28 protein-coding genes are annotated in these 19,117 nt (G+C 27.9%); 8 read left to right on the top strand and 20 right to left on the bottom strand.

Annotated elements, in window-relative coordinates; all coding sequences use genetic code 11:
* Positions 1-4: 4 nt before the first annotated feature.
* The 12 genes from spoIIIAE to aroE form a co-directional block, all read right to left on the bottom strand.
* Positions 5-1,189 (bottom strand): stage III sporulation protein AE, encoded by a 1,185-nt coding sequence (gene spoIIIAE, locus CURI_RS06930; protein WP_014967523.1) that lies wholly within the window; start codon positions 1,187-1,189, stop codon positions 5-7.
* A 15-nt stretch (positions 1,190-1,204) separates the two neighbouring features.
* Positions 1,205-1,591: a stage III sporulation protein AD gene (gene spoIIIAD / locus CURI_RS06925; RefSeq protein ID WP_014967522.1), complete on the bottom strand. Its 387-nt coding sequence runs from the start codon at positions 1,589-1,591 to the stop codon at positions 1,205-1,207.
* 14 nt (positions 1,592-1,605) lie between these two features.
* Complete coding sequence (spoIIIAC, locus tag CURI_RS06920) at positions 1,606-1,800, bottom strand: stage III sporulation protein AC (RefSeq protein ID WP_014967521.1); 195 nt, start codon at positions 1,798-1,800, stop codon at positions 1,606-1,608.
* Between the two features lie 13 nt (positions 1,801-1,813).
* Positions 1,814-2,338 carry a stage III sporulation protein SpoIIIAB gene (gene spoIIIAB, locus CURI_RS06915; RefSeq protein WP_014967520.1) on the bottom strand — a complete coding sequence of 175 codons (525 nt, stop codon included), beginning with the start codon at positions 2,336-2,338 and terminating at the stop codon, positions 1,814-1,816.
* 30 nt (positions 2,339-2,368) lie between these two features.
* Positions 2,369-3,349, bottom strand: a complete 981-nt coding sequence (spoIIIAA, locus tag CURI_RS06910; protein ID WP_014967519.1) for a stage III sporulation protein AA — start codon at positions 3,347-3,349, stop codon at positions 2,369-2,371.
* A 151-nt stretch (positions 3,350-3,500) separates the two neighbouring features.
* A complete protein-coding gene (locus CURI_RS06905) occupies positions 3,501-3,779 on the bottom strand; it encodes a CD1247 N-terminal domain-containing protein (protein WP_014967518.1) in 279 nt (92 codons plus the stop codon).
* Between the two features lie 45 nt (positions 3,780-3,824).
* Complete coding sequence (gene efp, locus CURI_RS06900) at positions 3,825-4,382, bottom strand: elongation factor P (protein ID WP_014967517.1); 558 nt, start codon at positions 4,380-4,382, stop codon at positions 3,825-3,827.
* Positions 4,383-4,523: 141 nt separating this feature from the next.
* On the bottom strand, positions 4,524-4,943 hold the full coding sequence (locus tag CURI_RS06895; protein ID WP_014967516.1) for a pilus assembly FimT family protein: 420 nt from the start codon (positions 4,941-4,943) through the stop codon (positions 4,524-4,526).
* Position 4,944: 1 nt separating this feature from the next.
* The gene (locus tag CURI_RS06890) at positions 4,945-5,517 is read right to left on the bottom strand and encodes a PilW family protein (RefSeq protein ID WP_014967515.1); all 573 of its coding nucleotides are present in this window, start codon (positions 5,515-5,517) and stop codon (positions 4,945-4,947) included.
* A 5-nt stretch (positions 5,518-5,522) separates the two neighbouring features.
* The gene (locus tag CURI_RS06885) at positions 5,523-5,945 is read right to left on the bottom strand and encodes a hypothetical protein (RefSeq protein ID WP_014967514.1); all 423 of its coding nucleotides are present in this window, start codon (positions 5,943-5,945) and stop codon (positions 5,523-5,525) included.
* Between the two features lie 162 nt (positions 5,946-6,107).
* On the bottom strand, positions 6,108-6,530 hold the full coding sequence (locus CURI_RS06880; protein ID WP_014967513.1) for a type IV pilus modification PilV family protein: 423 nt from the start codon (positions 6,528-6,530) through the stop codon (positions 6,108-6,110).
* Between the two features lie 174 nt (positions 6,531-6,704).
* Positions 6,705-7,553 carry a shikimate dehydrogenase gene (gene aroE, locus CURI_RS06875; protein WP_014967512.1) on the bottom strand — a complete coding sequence of 283 codons (849 nt, stop codon included), beginning with the start codon at positions 7,551-7,553 and terminating at the stop codon, positions 6,705-6,707.
* 159 nt (positions 7,554-7,712) lie between these two features.
* Between aroE and CURI_RS06870 the strand changes: the two genes are divergently transcribed.
* Together CURI_RS06870 and CURI_RS15015 are read left to right on the top strand one after the other, a co-directional pair.
* Entirely contained in the window at positions 7,713-8,402 is a 690-nt protein-coding gene (locus CURI_RS06870) for a superoxide dismutase (protein ID WP_014967511.1), read from the top strand.
* A 138-nt stretch (positions 8,403-8,540) separates the two neighbouring features.
* Positions 8,541-9,110 carry a YhcN/YlaJ family sporulation lipoprotein gene (locus CURI_RS15015; RefSeq protein WP_051003979.1) on the top strand — a complete coding sequence of 190 codons (570 nt, stop codon included), beginning with the start codon at positions 8,541-8,543 and terminating at the stop codon, positions 9,108-9,110.
* Between the two features lie 231 nt (positions 9,111-9,341).
* Here CURI_RS15015 and CURI_RS06860 read toward each other — a convergent pair whose 3' ends face one another.
* Both CURI_RS06860 and CURI_RS06855 read right to left on the bottom strand, forming a co-directional pair.
* Positions 9,342-9,731, bottom strand: a complete 390-nt coding sequence (locus CURI_RS06860) for a sigma-70 family RNA polymerase sigma factor (protein ID WP_228370483.1) — start codon at positions 9,729-9,731, stop codon at positions 9,342-9,344.
* 838 nt (positions 9,732-10,569) lie between these two features.
* The gene (locus CURI_RS06855) at positions 10,570-10,923 is read right to left on the bottom strand and encodes a hypothetical protein (protein ID WP_014967508.1); all 354 of its coding nucleotides are present in this window, start codon (positions 10,921-10,923) and stop codon (positions 10,570-10,572) included.
* A 462-nt stretch (positions 10,924-11,385) separates the two neighbouring features.
* Here CURI_RS06855 and CURI_RS15330 point away from each other — a divergent pair, with 462 nt between their 5' ends.
* Entirely contained in the window at positions 11,386-11,931 is a 546-nt protein-coding gene (locus CURI_RS15330; protein WP_014967507.1) for a YmaF family protein, read from the top strand.
* 229 nt (positions 11,932-12,160) lie between these two features.
* On the opposite strand, the gene CURI_RS06845 is transcribed toward CURI_RS15330, so the two are convergent.
* The 4 genes from CURI_RS06845 to CURI_RS06835 all read right to left on the bottom strand — a co-directional run bounded on the left by CURI_RS06845 (position 12,161) and on the right by CURI_RS06835 (position 14,739).
* Positions 12,161-12,565 carry a hypothetical protein gene (locus tag CURI_RS06845; protein ID WP_014967506.1) on the bottom strand — a complete coding sequence of 135 codons (405 nt, stop codon included), beginning with the start codon at positions 12,563-12,565 and terminating at the stop codon, positions 12,161-12,163.
* Positions 12,566-12,653: 88 nt separating this feature from the next.
* Positions 12,654-12,851, bottom strand: a complete 198-nt coding sequence (locus CURI_RS06840; RefSeq protein WP_014967505.1) for a hypothetical protein — start codon at positions 12,849-12,851, stop codon at positions 12,654-12,656.
* Between the two features lie 516 nt (positions 12,852-13,367).
* Positions 13,368-13,574 carry a hypothetical protein gene (locus CURI_RS15645; protein WP_144276007.1) on the bottom strand — a complete coding sequence of 69 codons (207 nt, stop codon included), beginning with the start codon at positions 13,572-13,574 and terminating at the stop codon, positions 13,368-13,370.
* Between the two features lie 967 nt (positions 13,575-14,541).
* On the bottom strand, positions 14,542-14,739 hold the full coding sequence (locus tag CURI_RS06835; protein ID WP_014967504.1) for a DUF6366 family protein: 198 nt from the start codon (positions 14,737-14,739) through the stop codon (positions 14,542-14,544).
* Between the two features lie 794 nt (positions 14,740-15,533).
* On the opposite strand from CURI_RS06835, the gene CURI_RS16110 reads away from it, so the two are divergent.
* The 3 genes from CURI_RS16110 to CURI_RS06825 all read left to right on the top strand — a co-directional run bounded on the left by CURI_RS16110 (position 15,534) and on the right by CURI_RS06825 (position 16,687).
* Complete coding sequence (locus tag CURI_RS16110; RefSeq protein WP_228370497.1) at positions 15,534-15,701, top strand: hypothetical protein; 168 nt, start codon at positions 15,534-15,536, stop codon at positions 15,699-15,701.
* The gene (locus CURI_RS16105) at positions 15,679-15,915 is read left to right on the top strand and encodes a cupin domain-containing protein (protein WP_014967502.1); all 237 of its coding nucleotides are present in this window, start codon (positions 15,679-15,681) and stop codon (positions 15,913-15,915) included. Before CURI_RS16110 ends, CURI_RS16105 begins: the two co-directional genes overlap by 23 nt.
* Positions 15,916-16,195: 280 nt before the next feature.
* Entirely contained in the window at positions 16,196-16,687 is a 492-nt protein-coding gene (locus CURI_RS06825; protein WP_014967501.1) for a DUF1259 domain-containing protein, read from the top strand.
* 318 nt (positions 16,688-17,005) lie between these two features.
* On the opposite strand, the gene CURI_RS06820 is transcribed toward CURI_RS06825, so the two are convergent.
* Positions 17,006-17,377: a helix-turn-helix domain-containing protein gene (locus CURI_RS06820; protein ID WP_014967500.1), complete on the bottom strand. Its 372-nt coding sequence runs from the start codon at positions 17,375-17,377 to the stop codon at positions 17,006-17,008.
* Between the two features lie 513 nt (positions 17,378-17,890).
* A complete protein-coding gene (locus CURI_RS06815) occupies positions 17,891-18,097 on the bottom strand; it encodes a hypothetical protein (protein WP_041701617.1) in 207 nt (68 codons plus the stop codon).
* Between the two features lie 258 nt (positions 18,098-18,355).
* On the opposite strand from CURI_RS06815, the gene CURI_RS06810 reads away from it, so the two are divergent.
* Positions 18,356-18,559 (top strand): KTSC domain-containing protein, encoded by a 204-nt coding sequence (locus tag CURI_RS06810; RefSeq protein ID WP_041701615.1) that lies wholly within the window; start codon positions 18,356-18,358, stop codon positions 18,557-18,559.
* 339 nt (positions 18,560-18,898) lie between these two features.
* Positions 18,899-19,117 carry a hypothetical protein gene (locus CURI_RS06805; RefSeq protein ID WP_014967498.1) on the top strand — a complete coding sequence of 73 codons (219 nt, stop codon included), beginning with the start codon at positions 18,899-18,901 and terminating at the stop codon, positions 19,115-19,117.

Here is a 19,117-nt window from a genome sequence, read left to right as displayed (position 1 = left end):
TCACCTACCTAAGCATCACTGTGGCATTACCCGCTCCTATGACTATAGTTACAGCCATAAAAAATAGTACACCTACTATAGCCACTGTTGCTAATACCAAAGTTAAAGATTTACTTATATCTGTCAAACAATTTACTATCCTTTCGTTAGCTATTGGCTCTATAATTACTATAGTAAATTTGTATATTAAGATTAGTGATATTATTTTAATTATTGGTACTATAGTTATTATAAATAGAGCTATTAATCCAAATATACCTACTGCATTTTTTATAAGCATAGAACATCCTACTACGGTTTCCATAGTATCGGATAGAAATCTTCCGACTACTGGTACAAATTTGTCTACTGCAAATTTTGCCGTCCTTATAGTTAGTCCATCTAGCTTAGATCCTACTGCTCCTCTTATAGACATAACACCCATAAATAAAGTTATACTTATTCCTATAACGTATAATATTGACCGTCTTAAGAATCCTGATAATTTTGTTATTTGAACTTTACTTGATATATTGCTGATTACACCTATTATTGTACTTAATATTATTAGAGGTAATATAACATCTTTCATTAGTGTACTTACTACACTTATAGATCCTAATATTATTGGTTGAAATAATGATGATGATGTAATACCTCCTATAGCTAACAACAATGTTATAAGTATTGGCAATAAAGCTTGCATCAGAAAAACCATACTTCCTATTGCTTCATTAGCCACTTTTATTATTACCATAAGACTATTTATAGACATTGCTACCAGTATTAAGTAGCATACATAAAACGATAACTCTCCTATAGTTTTGCCTTCAAATGCTCCCTGCATATTGGTTAATATAGAACATATTATGCTTAAAAATAACACTTTGGTTAAAATGCCCCAGTTCAAGACAATTTCTTTAAATAAATATTTCAGAAGACCTTTCGTTAATAATTTAATATCCATACTGTCTTCGCCTTTAACCATTGATAGTATGTCCTCTTTTAAATTCATTTTGGGTAAAAATTCGCTAGTATTTTTATTTATTTCTTCTATCACTTTTTCAAGTTCATCTATATTTAAATTTTCTATTTGATTCTTTACTAAACTATCTAATATTCCATCCTCATCTTCCGAGTGTACTATACCTGTTAAACTTAATAATATTGATAATGTAATAACTGTTATCATGGTCATTTTCTTTAGCATATTAAACACCTAACCTTAAGGTATAATTTTAATTATTAAATCTAATAGTGACATTAATATAGGAACTGACATAGTCATTATTATAACTTTAGCACCTAATTCTATTTTTGATGCTATAGCACCCTCTCCAGCATCTCTAGATATTTGTGCTCCAAACTCTCCTATATACGATATGCCAACTACTTTTAAAACAGTAGAAAAGTATAGAGAATCTAGTTCTACTCTTTTTGCTAAACTATCTAAAGTATCAATAACATATTCTAGTTGACTTAATATAAATGAGAATATAATTAATCCTGTAACTATACTAATTTGTACTGCAAACTCTGATTTTTGTTGTTTTAGTATTACTGACAATGTAGTAGCTATTATTCCAATGCCTACTATTTTGACTATATCCATAATCTTCCTCCCTCTCAGAGTCCAAAGATTACTTTTACATCGTCAAAAAGTTTTCCTATTAAATCTATAACCATAGTAAGTACTATAACCACTCCAGCTAGTGTAGCTATATAGGCATACTCTTGTTTACCCATTTTATCTAAAACTGTATGAAGTATTCCAACTATTATACCTATTCCTGCTATTTTAAAAATTAAATCTACATTCATAATAGATCTCCTCCTAATATAAGATAAGTACTAGAGCAAATCCAAAAAGTACACCTAGGCTCTTATACATTTTTGCATTCTTGCTTTTCTTCTCATTGGCATCTTTATGATTCATCTCTAGATTTACTAATATTGTTTTAAAATGCTTCTCTTGATCTAATCTATCTGATACTCCAAGTACTCTTCCCAAAGATAATATTATTTCAGTATCCTCATCCTCTAAATATAGTTTATCTTTAAACTTAGATAAACTATATTCAAAACTTTCAAATAAAGTTTTATCTTTGTTTTCTAAAAGATATTTTCTTATTTCTTCAAATAAAAATGATACTTTCTTGTTCCCTTTGTTATATACATTTTCCAGTGCATTTGGCAACGGATTGCAAGAATAAACTATTTCTGTTTCTAATAATTGTATGCAATTTTGAACATACACTAAGTTGTTTAATCTTTCAGTATATTTTTTACTATATTCCATACCTATCATAGTCGAAGATATAATTACAAATAAGCACCCTAATATTTTTACCGTAAACATATAAGTTTCCACCTCTCTTTAATCTTAATGTTAATGAGTTATAGATTTAAAAGTTTCTCCATCTATTATGTCACTTATAGTTCCTACACCTTTTGAATTGTCTAATACTACTATTCGCTTAAATACTTTTTCTTCTACTATATCTTTTATATTAGGTTTATTTTTTACATCATCTAAGTTCGCTCCATGAACTGTTGAAATTATCTGTACTCCACCTTTCATAGCCTCATATATTGCTTTAATGTCATTTGGATGACCTAATTCATCTGTAGCTATTACGTCTGGAGACATTGCTCTCAATAATATCATTATTCCATCATGCTTATAGCATCCGTCTAATATATCTGTCCTGTATCCTAAGTCATTTTGTGGTTGTCCATTATATGTTCCTGCTAATTCTGAACGTTCATCTACTACTCCTACTTTTAGCCCTTCAAAGTTGTAACTATTTATACCATTACTTATATTTCTAATTAAATCTCTTAATATAGTTGTTTTCCCACACTTAGGTGGAGATATTATTAGTGTGTTATATATACTATGAGAATTTTTTATCACATATTTTATAATGTGATTAGATGCTCCCATTACTTCTCTTGCTATACGAATATTTATTGATGATATATCTTTTATATTTTCTAGCTTATCTCTATTGTAGACTCCTCTACCTACTAACCCTATCCTATGTCCACCCTTTATAGTTATAAATCCTTGCTTCAATTCTTCTTGTATAGAATAAACTGAATAATTACTTACTATTTGAAAGGTTTTATATATATTTTCAGGAGTTACTAAGTAACTTTTTTGTAAGTTTATTGGTGTAGAATATAAAGTTCCTTTTTTATCTATGTAATAATTTACTCCATTTGAATATATCATTAATGGCTTTCCCATTCTTAGTCTAATTTCTTCTATATTTTTAGCTATATTTTTATCTATATTTATTAATATTTCTTTTAAATTTTGATCAATGTATTGTAGTATATTGTGAAATTCTATTGATTGCTTCATTCAACTTCCCTCCTTCTTGTCCTAAAGTTTTATTTTTACTTTAAACTTGTCTTTATATATAGATATGACAAGCTCATTTAAATATGACTATATTTTAAAATTTTATAAAAATAAAAAAGAGACTAGTATATACTAGTCTCTTTTTCCTAAATTAATCTTCTTCAAATACAAATTCTTCCTCACAATTTTGACACTCATCATCGTAATCAAAATATATCTCATCTTCTACATCTGATAGATCTTCATCTATAGCTTCTACATATTCACTTATTTCCTCTTGAGCAACACCTAAGTCTACTATGGCATCTGCAAAGTCTTCAAGAGTATCTATTATATGTAATAGTAGTTTACCCTCATTGCTATCTTCTTCTATATCAAGACCCTCAGCTAATCCCCTAAGATAAGATACTTTTTCATATAAATATTCCATTTTGATTCACCTCCAGAGTTTAGTTTATACAATTTGTAGTATTAACTAAACTCTAGATAAATAATCATCAGTTCTTGTATCTATTTTTATTACATCTCCTATGTTTACAAATAATGGTACTTGTATGATAGCACCAGTTTCAACTGTAGCTGGCTTTGTAGCTCCTGTAGCTGTATCTCCCTTTATTCCTGGTTCTGTATGAGTTACTTCTAACTCTACAAAGTTTGGAGCTTGAACATCAAAAGCTTTGCCTTTATAGAATCTAATTACAACATTGTCATTTTCTCTAATATATCTAATAGCATCTTCTACTTGCTGATGCTCAAGTGGCATTTGTTCATAAGTCTCTGTATCCATAAAGTGATATAATTCTCCGTCAGTATATAAGTACTGCATTTCTTTAGTCTCTATGTGAGCTTTTGGATATCTATCACTCGGGTTAAAAGAAACTTCTTTTGTCCCACCGTGCATTATATCTCTTATTTTAGTTCTTACAAAAGCTGCTCCTTTACCAGGTTTAACATGTTGAAAATCTATAACTTGATAAACATCTCCATCCATTTCAAATGTTTGACCTTTTCTAAAATCGCCTGCTGAAATCATATTTGAACCTCCTACATTGATTATATTTTCTTAATGTTTTATTTGTTTAAGTATTTCAAATAGCCAAATACACCATAATATAATATCATAATTTTATTTATTTGAATAGAATAATAATATTCTACTTAAATATTCACATTATCATCTAAGCAATACTCTGCCTGTAGCTGGGACTATAGTTATATCATAGTATTCTTTAGTTTTTAAATCTTGTATAAAAATACTTCCAGCCCCCATAGGTACTCCTGCATAAGTAAATCTTATAACCCTGCCTAGGTTATCACTTATTCTTATATCTTTCCCAAATTCAACTTTTTTTATATATTTAGTGCCATTTAAAATTACATAATAGTGTTCTTGCAATAAGATGCTATAGTATTCCCCTTCTGTCATTCTTAAATACCTTACCATTCTTATATCATTAGTCATTGTTCTAGCATAGGACTTTAGTCTATAAGTTCTTATATTATTTTTAGGAGTAACTATAGAAGTTATTATTGCTAATATTGATATAACTACTATTACCTCTATTAAGGTCATCCCCCTATTTTTTAATCCCATTTTATCCCCCTGTTAATATATCTTCTATATCAAATTTTCTGAAATATATATTTTTAGATAATTTTATTTTGTTTTCACCTTTTTTCATAGTTATAGAAATATTTATACCTTTAGCTTCACTGTAAGCACTTTTCTCTGGTAGCGGCTTTATATGAATTGAATCTATATAGTTACCTGCTTCTATAGTAGCAGGTGAGCGATTTCCATATCTGATGGATCTACCTTCAACTTTATAGTCTTTTTGGATAGAAAAAACATGCCATTTTCCACTTTCTAGTGAAGCATCTTTAAATTTAATTTCTCCTAGACTTACTTCTTTATTAGTGTTATATACAGAAATATTATTATAATTTAATACAGAATCTATTTTATTAGAATGTATAATTTTATTAGTCATAAAATCCATTATAAAATGACCTTGCTGCTGTATTTCTATGCTATTGTAAATACGCTCAAATATTTTTATACTTGTAATTGACATAGTACTCAGAACAATAACTATAATTGATGATATAAATACACTTAATATCAATTCTATAAGAGTCATTCCTCTATTATCTTTGACTTTTTTCATAGATTTCACCACTTTGTATTTAGCCAATCTATCTTATTTATAAGATCATCACTACTGTTAGTTACTCCATACTCAGGAGTTTTAATGGCGTACTTAACTCTAATATTTTCTAGTACTTTCTTATTGTCATATGATATGGTTATGTTCAATATAAGTTCATCATCTTTGCTTGATTGTAATATTGATGTATTTACTAGGAAAGTATATCCATCTATTTTATTTAAGTTATATTGACTGATATTCTTTAACTTGTTGGCTACTGTTTTCATGTGTTCCTTGTAGATTCGCTTAAAAAGCTCATACTTTTCATTCTCTGATGAGTATACTTTAACTATTTCTGTGTCTTCTAAATTTGCTATATTCTGATATTCATTTAGTTTTTCATATGAATAATTTATTGATTCTTGAACATGCTTATCCAGAATCATATATGCCTCTTCTATTCCTGCTTCTGCTATGTAAAAATTTTTTTACTTATACTATTTAGTTTTTTCATCTTATAGTTTGTAGATGTTAGCTTAATCATATATGTTCCTATGAAAAGTATTATTGATGTCATTATTATTACTAATATCAAAGTAAAGCCTTTGCTATCTTGACATTTCACTAACACCACTTCCTGACTGTGAAGTTTTATAAGTAATCAATTTTTCAATGACTTCATCATTTAGTTTAACTTCTACTTCTATCCTATATAAATCATAATTTCTTACATATTTATTACCTTGATTTTTATCTTTTTCTATATTTAATATTTCTACTTTTAAATCTATAACAAAATTATGATATAAAATTGTCTTTTCTCCTACACTGATTTTATTAGAGAATTTAACTTCCTCTATAATATCTTCAGCAACGGTAGTTGCTATTATCTGATTTTTAGCCTTAGAATTCATTTTTATATTGTAATTCACTAAAGTACCTATAGATATCATTACTATACCTAACAGAAATATAGATACTATTACCTCTACTAGGGTAAGTCCTTTATTATTTGAACACTTCTTAAACATATTTATCACACACATTTAATATTTTTTGACTCTTTTATGAAATTTTTGGACTTTATTTATGGAATTATTATTTTGAAGTGAGTTTATCTTTTATAAGAATTATATATTGTTTTTTAGTATATGTTTGATTGTATGTTGTCCTAATTATTCAAACTAGTACAACATACAAGTTTATCATATCTTTTCTTTAATCCATTCTATCACTAAATCTTTATCTATGTTTTTTTGTAGCCAAATTTCTTCACTTAAAATTCCCTGATATATTAACATATCTAATCCACCGATAGCTATATTTCCATTTTTCTCTGACATTTCTAATAGTTTAGTCTTTAAAGGCTTATATACTATGTCACAAATTACAGTTTGTCTAGGAAAAATGCTAGGATCTACTGGCATTTCATCTATATTTGGATACATTCCTATAGAAGTACAGTTTATTAAAATATCAACCGAACTTAAGTCATATTTGTTACTTTCTAAACTTGAATACATTCCTGTGACATCTGGAAACTTTTCTTTTATCTCATCTATTATTATTTTAGCTTTTTCAATAGTTCTATTAAATATTGTTATTTGATTGATTCCTTCTTTTGCAAGTATTATAGATATGGCTCTTGCGGCTCCTCCAGCTCCTAGAACAGCTATATTTTTATTTTTTATCTCTATATTTTTATCTTTTAATACTTGTACAAATCCTCTTCCATCTGTATTGTATCCTATAAGTTTTCCATTTTCATTTTTCACAGTATTTACTGCACCTAACAGCTCAGCTTCTTCGTCTATTTCATCCAAATACTTAATTATGTCTATTTTATGAGGTATAGTAACGTTACATCCTCTTATACCTAAAGCTTTTATGCCCTTGACAGCATCTTCTAGATCTTCTGTAGATACATCTAATGCAATATATTTAGCATTTATACCGTTTTTTTTAAAGCTATAGTTATGTATTTCTGGTGATAAGCTTTTAGATATAGGATGTCCTATTAAGCAATATAAGTTTGTATTTGCATCTATGATCATTTTTTCACCTCTTTCTAAGTAATCCAAAGAATATATATTATTTGAATTTATAATAACATATATTCTCCAAACTTTAAAGATTGTAAACAACTTTATTCACTTATGTGTATGTACTTGCATAGAATGACTGAAACTAAGTTAATATAATGAGGTGAGTTTATGAAAAATAGTTCAAAAAATACAATCAATATTAAGCAATTTAATTTTAATAATGTAAAAGGAATCTCCAGAAATCAATTAGATCAACATTATGAGCTTTATAAAGGATATGTCAGAAATATCAATAAAATTTGGGATATACTTGATCAAACTCCTGAATTTAATGACTCAAATCCTACTTATAGTCCTCTTCGTTGTCTAAGACTAGGAGAAACTTATGCTCTAGATGGAGTTAAATTACATGAGTTATATTTTGAAAACCTAAATAGTAATTATAATCGTCCATTCGGACCTATAGTTGATCTTATAATAAGAGATTTCTATAGTTTTGAACGATGGGAAAATTTGTTTAAGCAAACTGGTTTGGCTATGAGAGGATGGGTAGTATTAGCCATAGATCATATTGATAAAAGACTTCACATATACGGTCAGGATGAACATGATAAAGGCTCTATTTGGATGGCACATCCTTTATTGGTTTTAGATGTATATGAGCATGCTTATATGATCGACTTCGGGATAGATAGAAAGAAATATATAGATATTTTTATGGAGAATATAGATTGGAACATTGTTAATCAAAGACTTGAAATGTTTATGCTTAAACACAGTAATAATAATCACAATATGAGTAATTATTACTGTAACTATAATTACGACCCTTATATGTATTATTATGATTATAGATAGCTTTTATAGTTTTAAAGAACTTTTAGGTTTAACTTTTTACTCCCATTAAATATTTCAAAAAAATTCCAGTATCTAATGTTAATATAATATAAATATTTTTTTTATATATAGACATAATAGATACTGGAGGTGTTAATATTGAATAAAAGTTTAAAGAAATTTTCTTTATTATCTATTTTAACGCTATCTGTAGCTGTAGGATCTATAGGTTGTAGAACTACACCTAAGAAGATAGCTCCTAACGAACCTGTTCCTCGTAGCACGAATGGAATAGAGCCTAGAGATAGTAATAATCAAAGTACAGATAGACATCTGTATAATAATCCAAATGATGGATATCCGAATGATAACTTAAACACTAATACGGATAATAATTCTATGGTAGAGAAATCTGATAGAATAGCTAACAAGTTAACAGAATTGCCTGAAGTTAAAAATGCATCAGTTATATTAACTGGTAATACTTGTCTTGTTGGTATTAATACGAATGACAATACCGAAGGAAAAGTTACTACTGACTTAAAGAATAGGGTTGAGGCTAAAGTAAAAGAAGAAGATAGTAATATAAATAATGTAGCTGTAACAGCTGACCCAGATTTAATCAAAAGAGTAGAAAATTTAGGTACAGATGTAAGAAATGGTAAACCGATATCTGGATTAGGAAATGAAGTAGAAGAAATCATCAGAAGAATAACTCCTAACATGTAATAATGTCTTGTCATACTATTCATGTTATAAGTTCATTGTAATATAAAACATTAAAAGTAGCTATATAGAAAATTATAGCTACTTTTGCGAGTTTATTATTCAAAATTAGTATATTGATAAATATGCCTAATAAATCTTTGTTTGATATTTTAATATTTTTATAATATTAATTATAGATTTTATTTAACATGTTATCTTATTTGAGTTAAATGTAAAAAAGATACAAATGTCTTACCTTCCTTTAATTTCATAATTAAATTCTTTTGATAATTTTTGTACAGCTCTTTTTTCAATTCTGGATACATATGACCTTGAAATTCCAAGCATATCAGCTATTTCTCTCTGAGTCTTACGTTCACCATTTAAAAGACCATATCTAAGTTGTATTATGGTTTTTTCTCTCGCTTTTAAAACCTTGCTTATCTTATCATAAAGCTTTTTTATTTCGATTTTGAGATGAACCTTATCTGTTATTTCATCTGGGTCTGTTCCCAGTACATCCATAAGTGATAATTCATTACCCTCACGGTCTACTCCTATAGGGTCTTGTAGTGAAACCTCTGATTGTGTTTTTTTACACGATCGTATCGTCATAAGTATTTCATTATCAATACTTGTGATCTGGAACGTTTTATTTCAGCAAGACTGTTGATAACTTAAAGTCTTTATATAACCTTAGTACTGTAGGTGGAAGAATAATAAAAAGCACGAGAAGATCATTAAATCTAACTAAAGAAGATTTTAGTAAATTAATTGAGATGCATTTCAATTAGGCTCCTTAATTTTTTATAATATTATAGTTGTTTTTAGTAGTCTTAAAATTAAAGTTAAAAGGTGATTTTTATATTAATTCTTTTAATTGTACATATTTTGTTGTTTTCTATATAAAAAATAGACTAGATATAGAGTCATTCAATAGTCTAGTCTATTAATACAGTTTGTATTGTTACTTATCAATTTAATAATTTTTGTGATTAAACTAGATCATGCTACCGTTATATTTTTTCTATATCATATTAATAAATAGAATACATATAAAAACCTTACTGAAATTAATTCAGAATTATCAAGTAGAAAAATCATTACCATAACCAGAATTAATATTCTTATAGATAAAGTCGCCTTTCCCATAGCATTTCCATATATCTCGTAATCTTTTGTTATTTTAATGATAATTGTGTATAAGATCTACTCTTACTTTTTTCCAAAATAACAGTCAAAAAATAATAAAAATCACTGAAACAGAAAGTATAATTAAAACTCAATTATATAGTCATCTTCTATTCTAATTAAGTTTCACATGGTTAAATATATGATATAGCTTAAGTAAATATTAGGCATGAAAAATATACCTCTATAGCTTGATATGATCCAGCCTTTAGTTCACTAAATTAACTATCTTCATTTACTCTAATGTTAAACATTCAAAACTCATACTGTAGTTTATCATTATGTATAATCAGAACCATATCATAGAACTAACTAATACAAAAACCATGATAGTCATGAGTATTCCACTGAACAAAATTATTTTACCATAGAGTTTATACTTTGTCTTTTTAATAGTAAGATAAGAAGCTAACAATATTGTCAATAAATATAATCCTGATACAATAACTGCTCCAGGATCATAAGTTCCTGGACGTCCAACTAGATCAATACTAAAACCTATATTTTCAAATGCTTTTGTAACATTTATTACAAAGTTCCATCCGAAATAAGGAAAACTTATTGTAAATAGAATTGAACTTATTACACCTAGTACTCCCTGTAGACTTTTTGAGATTATTTTTCTTAATTCTATTCTCTTCACATCCTTAACACATATGATATTGTGTTTGTGTAAATATAATTAATTACACTTATTTTATCATATATTTACCAGACTCTAGGAACACTTTACAAAGTACTATATTTGAAGATTATAGTATAATATTTAGGTAAAAACTATAAATTAGCTCTATAGCCTAACCTATAACTATTTTAATCCTCAAAAGGTAATTCATGTTGAACCTACCCACAATAAAAAAATACACTTTAATCTTAGTAGTTTTGTCTAAAGTGTCTGTCGGTATATTCGGTAGGACTTATTTAATTATATACTTTTTTCACATCATTTCTTCTAAGTTTGAATTAACTTTTCTTTTAATTTTAACTTCCTAAATGTTTAAGTAAAACACTTTTTTCAAGTCACTCATTAAGGATAGGTGCATATAATGTAATATAGCTTGTATATAACAAAAATTGTATACTCGCCAATAAATTAATAATAAGGATGTGTCTATTTTGTCATATTATTCAAAGCATAAAGAGAATAAATCCCCCTTGTCATAACCACTGTGATAAGGATAATAGAAAGAAGCATGAACATGATTGTAATAAAGATGATAAAAAGAAACATAAACACGATTGTGATAAAGATCGTTATTATAATGAATATGATGACTATAGAGAAAATGAGTATTATGGACGTAAGCGTCATGACCATTGTGATGAAAATGAAGAAGGAACTCAATCTCACGTGCATGAATTCTTAGGTAGCACTAAATTAGCGGAAGAGTGTGACGATCGTCATAATCACCGTGTTGCAGGAGTTACTAGTGAGGCAATTCCTCTACCTGGTGGTGGCCATAAACATGCTCTACTAACTAATACTGATTTCTTCGTAAACCACCATCATGAACTTGGTACTGAAACTGGTCCAGCTATTGATGTAGGTAACGGAAAACACATTCATTTTGTTAAGGCTAGAACAACTTTTGATGATGGACACTTCCATCAAATTGTATTTGCAACACTAATTCAGGATCCTATATCTTAATATTGTAATATAACGGCAAATTACCTTATGCTTATTTAGATAAGGGAATTTGCCTCTTATTTATTAAAATTTTTAAAATTAATTAATTTATTAATGAGCCTTAAATCTATTCTGTATATCCTTCTTATCAATTTTTTAACTTCATACCTATGTTTTCATTAATTTTCATTTGAATTTTAACATAAGAACATCGTAAAATTCAGTTTTGAATAATACGGTGTTTTAAATACTATTTATCTCTATTTACAAATCTTTCGCTTCTTAAAAAGTTTTTTAAAAATATCATAGCAAATATAAATACACTAAGTATACGTTCAGTTTTTCTCATCTTTATTATAAGGTTAATGTCTGTAACTTGATAGTATCTTAAAAATACAAACATATATAATATACCTAAAATGATTATTGCTATGTTAGTTAATGCTATAAATATAGTAGTAGAGTAAGTCTTATCTTTAAAGTCTTTATAACTTCTATATAGTAGTGCAATAGTCATAATGCTAAATAAAATAATTATTATATTCATTTTAATCTTTTCATCAGAAATCTGACTTACAATTAGTGATAAAGCTAATAGTATAAGAGCTAAAATCATACTTGATCTTAAATCCAAATCTGCCTTATGCTTACTCAATTCTCTACACCTCCTATTTATTTTGAATAGAAAAAGTCTCAACATAGATACTGACCTTTAAAATTAAATATCTGTAACTTTACTGATTTTATTCTTCAGGTTCAATAGGATTATTTAATGTTTCGTTTTCAAAGAAATTGGAACCATCTTCTGCATTTGTTGTAGTTACTGCAAATACTGATACATATCCATTTCCATCAATTTGATACTTTACTTCTATAAGAATGGACTCCATAAACCATTTTTCATACTGAGTATAGTAACGTTGGATCTCATAAGAATACATTCCTTTCTCATCTTATTTAAGTTGTCCGTTGATTACTCTCTTTTCCTGTTCATCTACTGTGGCCAATCCCATTGTAGAAAAAGCAGTTATTTTAACATCCGAAACATCATCAAAACTTACATTAGTTTTATTTTTTTAAAGAAAAAATTCAAAATCCCTTTTCCGTCTTTTAAGTATAGTGCTAGAATATCACCCTCTATGTTTCCTCCTACTTTATCTTTAATTTTAGTGAGTTGATGGATATTAAATTTATTAAATTATTTTGCTGTATAAGTTCTTACAATCGCTTCACAATCTGCTTCATCTGGTAGATTTATCACCATCTTTATGTCAGTTGTAAATACATTTCTTTTTGAATTCGGTATTGGTAAAAGAAAGATAACAAGTGATTTTACACCAATTCAAAAAATAATCACGAAAAAGTAAGATAACTTTTTTCATATCCTGCTATCATAATTACAGATATAGCATTATCTAACTATTGTGTCGTAAAATAATATTGCGAAGAATATTAATTTATTTAACATATTCAAAATATCTTATACCATTCTCTGAGACCGTAATTTTAAATGATAACTTTGATTTTGACATAAAACTAATGTATCTGCCTTCTTTTGAATTTAGCAGATATGTACCAAAGTTGAACCCTATTCCAGTATTTTCAGGATTCCCATGTAGATGACATATTACCTTGCCATCTTTCACAAAAATAGTTTGATTCATTTCTTCTTTTACAGTTTCATGAATGTTTGCCCATTTTTATTATATCTAAAAATTATAAAGTAATTACCATTATCCCCACCACATAATCATAACTAATAATGAAAGCATAGAAATCAACATACCTATAAGACTATTAATAATCAAATATGGAATAAATCTTTTCAGTTTTTGTTTTTTATGGGTATATATATTAATATGGATGTAGTTAAAAACAATACTATACTTATCAGTGTTATTGCTTACAATACACAGGAGATAATTTTTCTATATGGTCACTTATATAATAAGCAATATCCTGACCATATACCCCTAAAAGGGTAGCTGAGATCATACTCCCACATATAAAGACTCTAAATCTTTTTCTAAAATGAGTTTGATGATTTTCGTTTTTTCCTTATACAATGACTAATTCCTCCTATAGACTTACTTACTGCTTGTACATAATATCTAACGATTATGAATTAATTACTATCAAAATTATACCATATTTTCCACATATCTTATAGCTAGGTAAAAGCACGTTAACTTTTAAACACCACATTATTCGATTTTCGAAGAACTTTTATATGAGTTTAGCTGTAATTTAAACAGTTTATCTATTAATAAACTCTAGACCTATTCTGTATAGTACTTTCTAAATGTAAATGACCTTTATTGTTTTTTACTTCTATTTCAAAATAGTCCAGCGTCCTTCATCTTCTGCTAATCTAAGTAAATTATCTATATATTCCTTCATTTGTTCTTTTAGTTTTTCTTTCTTATCTTCCATATGTCACCTCTATTTCATAAGCTCCTTTCTAATCTTGCTGACTTTAAACTTATCTTTTTACTTGAATTTAAATATAATAATACCGTAAAATTCAACTTTGAATAATATAAGTAACCCTCAAGTTATAAATATTATAGATCAAGCGTGTTTACTGATATGTTTTTACATCATAATACTCTAATATGATTATGATTTAACTTAATTAGAGCATTTGGAGAGAAAAAATAATATTCCAATAATAATAACTATAATGATAATATTGGAGATCCATCCCAATCTTGTTAACTCACCTAAATCACCTATTGTTGAACGATTTATTGACTCTGACAAATTAATCATAGAATTTTTTTTACATTTCCCTATCATGTGTTTACCTTGTTTATCTCTTTTATCCATAAATTCACCTCTTATTATCTATCGTATTATTGCATATTCTTTAACAGTTATGTTATAAAACAATAATTTTGTGACTCAGTTAGTGTAGAACAAACTAAGTCAGACTGTTACTTAATTTTATTAAATATTATCTTTATTGAATAAAAAATAGATAATAATACACATATAAAGTTAATCAGAATTAAAATTATAAATGTGAAGTTTGCAAGTTTGCTTAATCTATTTGGTATTGTATGGTAATCGAATCCCGTATAAAAGTATGGAGCTTTCTGTGAAAATAAATAAAGAAATAATAAGATTAAAATGAAAGATAGAAATGTGAATAAATATAATTTTTTTATATTTATATCTTTTTTCATTATGTCCTTCTCCTTTGTAAATGAACTATGACACAATATCTAATTACTACAACTTAACGTATACTAATACTATACCATATGTAACATATATTTTATGGTTCGACATAAATTTCATCAACCTTTGAACACCGTATTATTTAATTTTCAAAAACATTTCTATTTATTAAATTGCAACTTAAATAATATGTCCGTTAATGAGCCTTAAATTTATTCTGCACAGTACTCTCTAAATGTAAAGTAACTGTGAGCATCTCATTAGTTTATATTGATCCATGCTATCCAAGCTATTTGTGTTAATCATATTATCCTTACTTAATAAGATATTAGAGTAATAGTAACTAACTTACTGGATATATACCACATCCTATAAAAAATGGAGATGGTGCAACCGATGCAGACCCACGTAATATCCTTCGGGATCTTCGAAATCATAACATGCTTGTCTCACATGCTACAGATACTGGTGTGATTCCCAACTTGAAATTTTCTTTTTCTGATACTACTATGGTATTAAGACGAAGTGGACAGTCTCGTGAGATTACTGCTAGGGAACTTCCAGTAGCAACCACAATGGAAGCGATTGACACCTGGTGGCATACGTGAGGTTCATTGGCATCAGCAATCAGAGTGGGCTTATATGATACAAGGAACTGTACGTATAACAGCAGTTAACGATCGTGGATGGAATTTTATTGCTGCTTATGAAAACAAAGATATAAAAAAAGACAGAAGTAAATATATATCTATGAGAATTCTACCTCAGGTACTATACAAATGTTTATATTTAGAAAGTCCAAATATTGCATGCTACTGGTGATCTAAATGATGAATAAGACTGAAGTGAATCTGATCTGAGAGTATATGATCTAGCACTGCCATTATTTTTCTCTTATGAGACCATGATTGAACCAAGAATAAAATATCTAATCCTATATCACGGACACTTATTATGATACTTAGCTTTTACAAGACACCACTAGCTATTAAAGTACACCTCTAATAACTCATATAATCTATTAAAATATTCACCTCCTTATAATTTTTAGTAACAATTTTAAGCCTTGGACATACTATATTATTGAGGGGGAGAAATAATAATGAGTTCAAATAATAGTTCATCTAACTTGTGTAGAAGATTCGCACGTATTCTTGAAAGTGAGATTTTAACATCCACTGATGGTCTATGTGCAGTAACGCGTATGAGAAATATTAAAGCAACCATTGAAGGAATACGAACTGAAAGTCCACTTGTTCTTAACGCTCTTTTTTCATTTGAATCAATGGATTGTAAAGGTAAAACTCTAAACTTAGGAGAAACTGTTATATTGCAAGAAGAAATTAATCCATTTATTAGTGAACTTCGTAGAGAAGGCATTGAAGTTACAGCTCTTCATAATCACTGGCTATTTGACAAGCCAAGATTATTTTATATTCACTTTTTTTCTATAGATGATCCTATAGATTTTGCAAATAAAGTAGCTAGAGCTTTTGAAATCTTGGAAGATTGTGATCGTCGTAAGCATAGTGATAACCATAAAGATTATGATAGGTCTTATGACTATAATGATGATGACTATATGATATATTAAATTAAACTAATATTAACAATCGCACCTTATTTTATTTTTAAACTTGGGGTAAGTGGAGTTTGTCCACTTACTTTTTTTACTAAGGAATTATTCTAACATAGTCTAAGTCTTTTAAATTACTTTCCTGTCTTCTTTCAAGTATCGTCTTTTCCAATTATTCTAGACTATATTTACTTATCCTTTGCTTAAAACTGTGAAATAGGCATCTACCTATTCTCTTATATTGCTTTTATCTTGAATATCATTAGATTTTATACCCAGATATCTTAGTAATTTCATATTTCTCTTTTACAATGTCAATGTCTTCATTAGATACTTTTAGTATCTTTCTAGCCTTATCAAAAACAATTTTTTATCTAACACACACATGACTTTTTCTATTTTTTTATTGTGTTGTTTTTTAATACTACTATTATTAGTAGCAACACTTTGAACGCATTCAAATTGACTGTGTTGAGATTTTATTATTTGATTTAGTGTATAGATGTTATTCTCTTTCCTAGTTTTAGTTATTGAAACATAGTCTTGATCTACTAACTCCTTTCTATATTTATAAAATCTTTTTTCGCTTATACGTAAATGCTCTATCATTAATTCAACTCCAGGAAAAGCTGTGTCTTCTGCTCCTGCATAGCTTGCCATGTAGACATATATAGCCTTAATTTCTATACTAAGTCTCTTATCAATCATTACTAGTTTAGGAATGCTTTCATATTAGTAATTATGGTAAGTAATTTACTTAATACGTCATATAATTCTCTATGTTCTTGTAGTAGCTTCAGTACTATGTTCCTTAAATTATTCAATCTATGTTATCTAGTATTTCATAACTATATGCTTGTCCTATTCTTCATTTATATCTGAAATCTCTTTAAGTTTAAAATGGTTCTTTCTATATTTAAAAAAGTTCTACAATAATATCTGGCGATGGATTCCTTGCTCCTCTTTCAGAGCATGTTAGACCTCTTAATTTATATCTATTTTTCTATCAACTAGTGATCCCACTACGTCATTTCTACTTAAACCTAATATTTCACGTGGTGTTTACGTAATTTAAATTCATTCTCATTCACCATCTTTCTTAATAAATATAGTTAATATCAATTTCTATCCAAGTTCATTTATTATTAACTTCATGAAGTTAATAATTCACTCGCTTTGCAAGATATTCTTAAATTTATATATGAACTCTCCTTTTCTTTACTAACTAGGTGCCTCCAAGGACACTTTCTGCTCACCTCTTCTTTTTAGCTCTCCTCTTATTTGCTTAACTAAAGCAATTTTGTCCTCATAACTCCAGTTAAGGTTATTTATACGATTCATAATTAAATGTGCATGTGCTTCATCTATCCTCTCTTGTAATTCCTCCATTCCTTCCTCCGTCGTAGGAAAGTGTACTCTGATATTCAAAACACTCAACTCCTTATTGCTAGTGTTTATATATATGCCTTATATGTTTTGTCCTATTAACTTTAACTTTGTCATTAATCTAATTGTTTTATCATCTAGTGATTTTATTAGTGCTAATTATAGCCCATATTATTACTGATATTACTCTCTAATGCTTCTTGTCAATTTTCACTTTTTATGTTAACCAGTATCTTCTTGTTTAATTATCCACTTCTTTTCATATAATAATATTTGCTTATAGGAGGTGAATGTATTTAAATGATACCTGTATCTTCAAGTAACTTGAAAACTATTAGTTATGATCCTTCATCTAAAAACTTATTAATTGAATTTCATAGCGGCACATATGCTTATAGTGAAATTCCGCAACATATATACGAAGGGTTACTAACTGCCTCTTCTAAAGGTAAGTATCATCGTGATAATATAAAAGGCTCTTATCCTTGTATAAAAATGAGTTAGATAATCTGCTATTTCTAAATTGCAGTTGGTTCATACTATCCAATTTGGGAACCAACTGTGCTTCCCTTTAATCCCTCCATCCTTTTAATTCTTCAAATATTTCAGGAGTTATAATTTTTTTATCTCTATAAACTCACTAACTTTCCAACTTACTAGTTACTTACAGACTTTTTAAACTTCTGTATATAAAAAGTTATTCTTCTGTTTCAATTATTTCATATCTATATAAATCCTGCTTGATTGATTCTTTTTTTGGTATTTAGTTCCTGGAATGTTATGTCCTAAAATTGACATACTATTGATGTTATCAAAATTAATTTTCAAGTTGGAGGTTAAAAGATGAGAAAACTTACGGAAAGTGAATTATTATCACTAACAGGCTTATTAAAGATGGAGAAAGATGGTCTAATAGTTTCTAAAGCTATGCAGACACTAATTACAGATGAAGATTTAAAAAGACAAGCTGAAGCTGGTATTCTAGCAACAGAGGGAAGAATAAAAGGAATTCAACAGTTTATTAATGAAAATCAAGTTACACCAACAAGGGAGGTACAATAA

The organism is Gottschalkia acidurici 9a, assembly GCF_000299355.1.
GTDB lineage: Bacteria > Bacillota > Clostridia > Tissierellales > Gottschalkiaceae > Gottschalkia > Gottschalkia acidurici.
Note: the sequence above shows the minus strand (reverse complement) of the source record. Positions and strands in the feature narration are given on the sequence as shown.

What these genes read in the sequence shown, in the direction of transcription:
- spoIIIAE (WP_014967523.1), bottom strand. Translation starts at nt 1,189, where the DNA reads ATGCTAAAGAAAATGACCATGATAACAGTTATTACATTATCAATATTA.
- spoIIIAD (WP_014967522.1), bottom strand. Translation starts at nt 1,591, where the DNA reads ATGGATATAGTCAAAATAGTAGGCATTGGAATAATAGCTACTACATTG.
- spoIIIAC (WP_014967521.1), bottom strand. Translation starts at nt 1,800, where the DNA reads ATGAATGTAGATTTAATTTTTAAAATAGCAGGAATAGGTATAATAGTT.
- spoIIIAB (WP_014967520.1), bottom strand. Translation starts at nt 2,338, where the DNA reads ATGTTTACGGTAAAAATATTAGGGTGCTTATTTGTAATTATATCTTCG.
- spoIIIAA (WP_014967519.1), bottom strand. Translation starts at nt 3,349, where the DNA reads ATGAAGCAATCAATAGAATTTCACAATATACTACAATACATTGATCAA.
- CURI_RS06905 (WP_014967518.1), bottom strand. Translation starts at nt 3,779, where the DNA reads ATGGAATATTTATATGAAAAAGTATCTTATCTTAGGGGATTAGCTGAG.
- efp (WP_014967517.1), bottom strand. Translation starts at nt 4,382, where the DNA reads ATGATTTCAGCAGGCGATTTTAGAAAAGGTCAAACATTTGAAATGGAT.
- CURI_RS06895 (WP_014967516.1), bottom strand. Translation starts at nt 4,943, where the DNA reads ATGGGATTAAAAAATAGGGGGATGACCTTAATAGAGGTAATAGTAGTT.
- CURI_RS06890 (WP_014967515.1), bottom strand. Translation starts at nt 5,517, where the DNA reads ATGAAAAAAGTCAAAGATAATAGAGGAATGACTCTTATAGAATTGATA.
- CURI_RS06885 (WP_014967514.1), bottom strand. Translation starts at nt 5,945, where the DNA reads ATGATTCTGGATAAGCATGTTCAAGAATCAATAAATTATTCATATGAA.
- CURI_RS06880 (WP_014967513.1), bottom strand. Translation starts at nt 6,530, where the DNA reads ATGTTTAAGAAGTGTTCAAATAATAAAGGACTTACCCTAGTAGAGGTA.
- aroE (WP_014967512.1), bottom strand. Translation starts at nt 7,553, where the DNA reads ATGATCATAGATGCAAATACAAACTTATATTGCTTAATAGGACATCCT.
- CURI_RS06870 (WP_014967511.1), top strand. Translation starts at nt 7,713, where the DNA reads ATGAAAAATAGTTCAAAAAATACAATCAATATTAAGCAATTTAATTTT.
- CURI_RS15330 (WP_014967507.1), top strand. Translation starts at nt 11,386, where the DNA reads ATGTGTCTATTTTGTCATATTATTCAAAGCATAAAGAGAATAAATCCC.
- CURI_RS06840 (WP_014967505.1), bottom strand. Translation starts at nt 12,851, where the DNA reads ATGTATTCTTATGAGATCCAACGTTACTATACTCAGTATGAAAAATGG.
- CURI_RS15645 (WP_144276007.1), bottom strand. Translation starts at nt 13,574, where the DNA reads ATGAATCAAACTATTTTTGTGAAAGATGGCAAGGTAATATGTCATCTA.
- CURI_RS06835 (WP_014967504.1), bottom strand. Translation starts at nt 14,739, where the DNA reads ATGGATAAAAGAGATAAACAAGGTAAACACATGATAGGGAAATGTAAA.
- CURI_RS16110 (WP_228370497.1), top strand. Translation starts at nt 15,534, where the DNA reads ATGCTTGTCTCACATGCTACAGATACTGGTGTGATTCCCAACTTGAAA.
- CURI_RS06825 (WP_014967501.1), top strand. Translation starts at nt 16,196, where the DNA reads ATGAGTTCAAATAATAGTTCATCTAACTTGTGTAGAAGATTCGCACGT.
- CURI_RS06820 (WP_014967500.1), bottom strand. Translation starts at nt 17,377, where the DNA reads ATGATTGATAAGAGACTTAGTATAGAAATTAAGGCTATATATGTCTAC.
- CURI_RS06810 (WP_041701615.1), top strand. Translation starts at nt 18,356, where the DNA reads ATGATACCTGTATCTTCAAGTAACTTGAAAACTATTAGTTATGATCCT.
- CURI_RS06805 (WP_014967498.1), top strand. Translation starts at nt 18,899, where the DNA reads ATGAGAAAACTTACGGAAAGTGAATTATTATCACTAACAGGCTTATTA.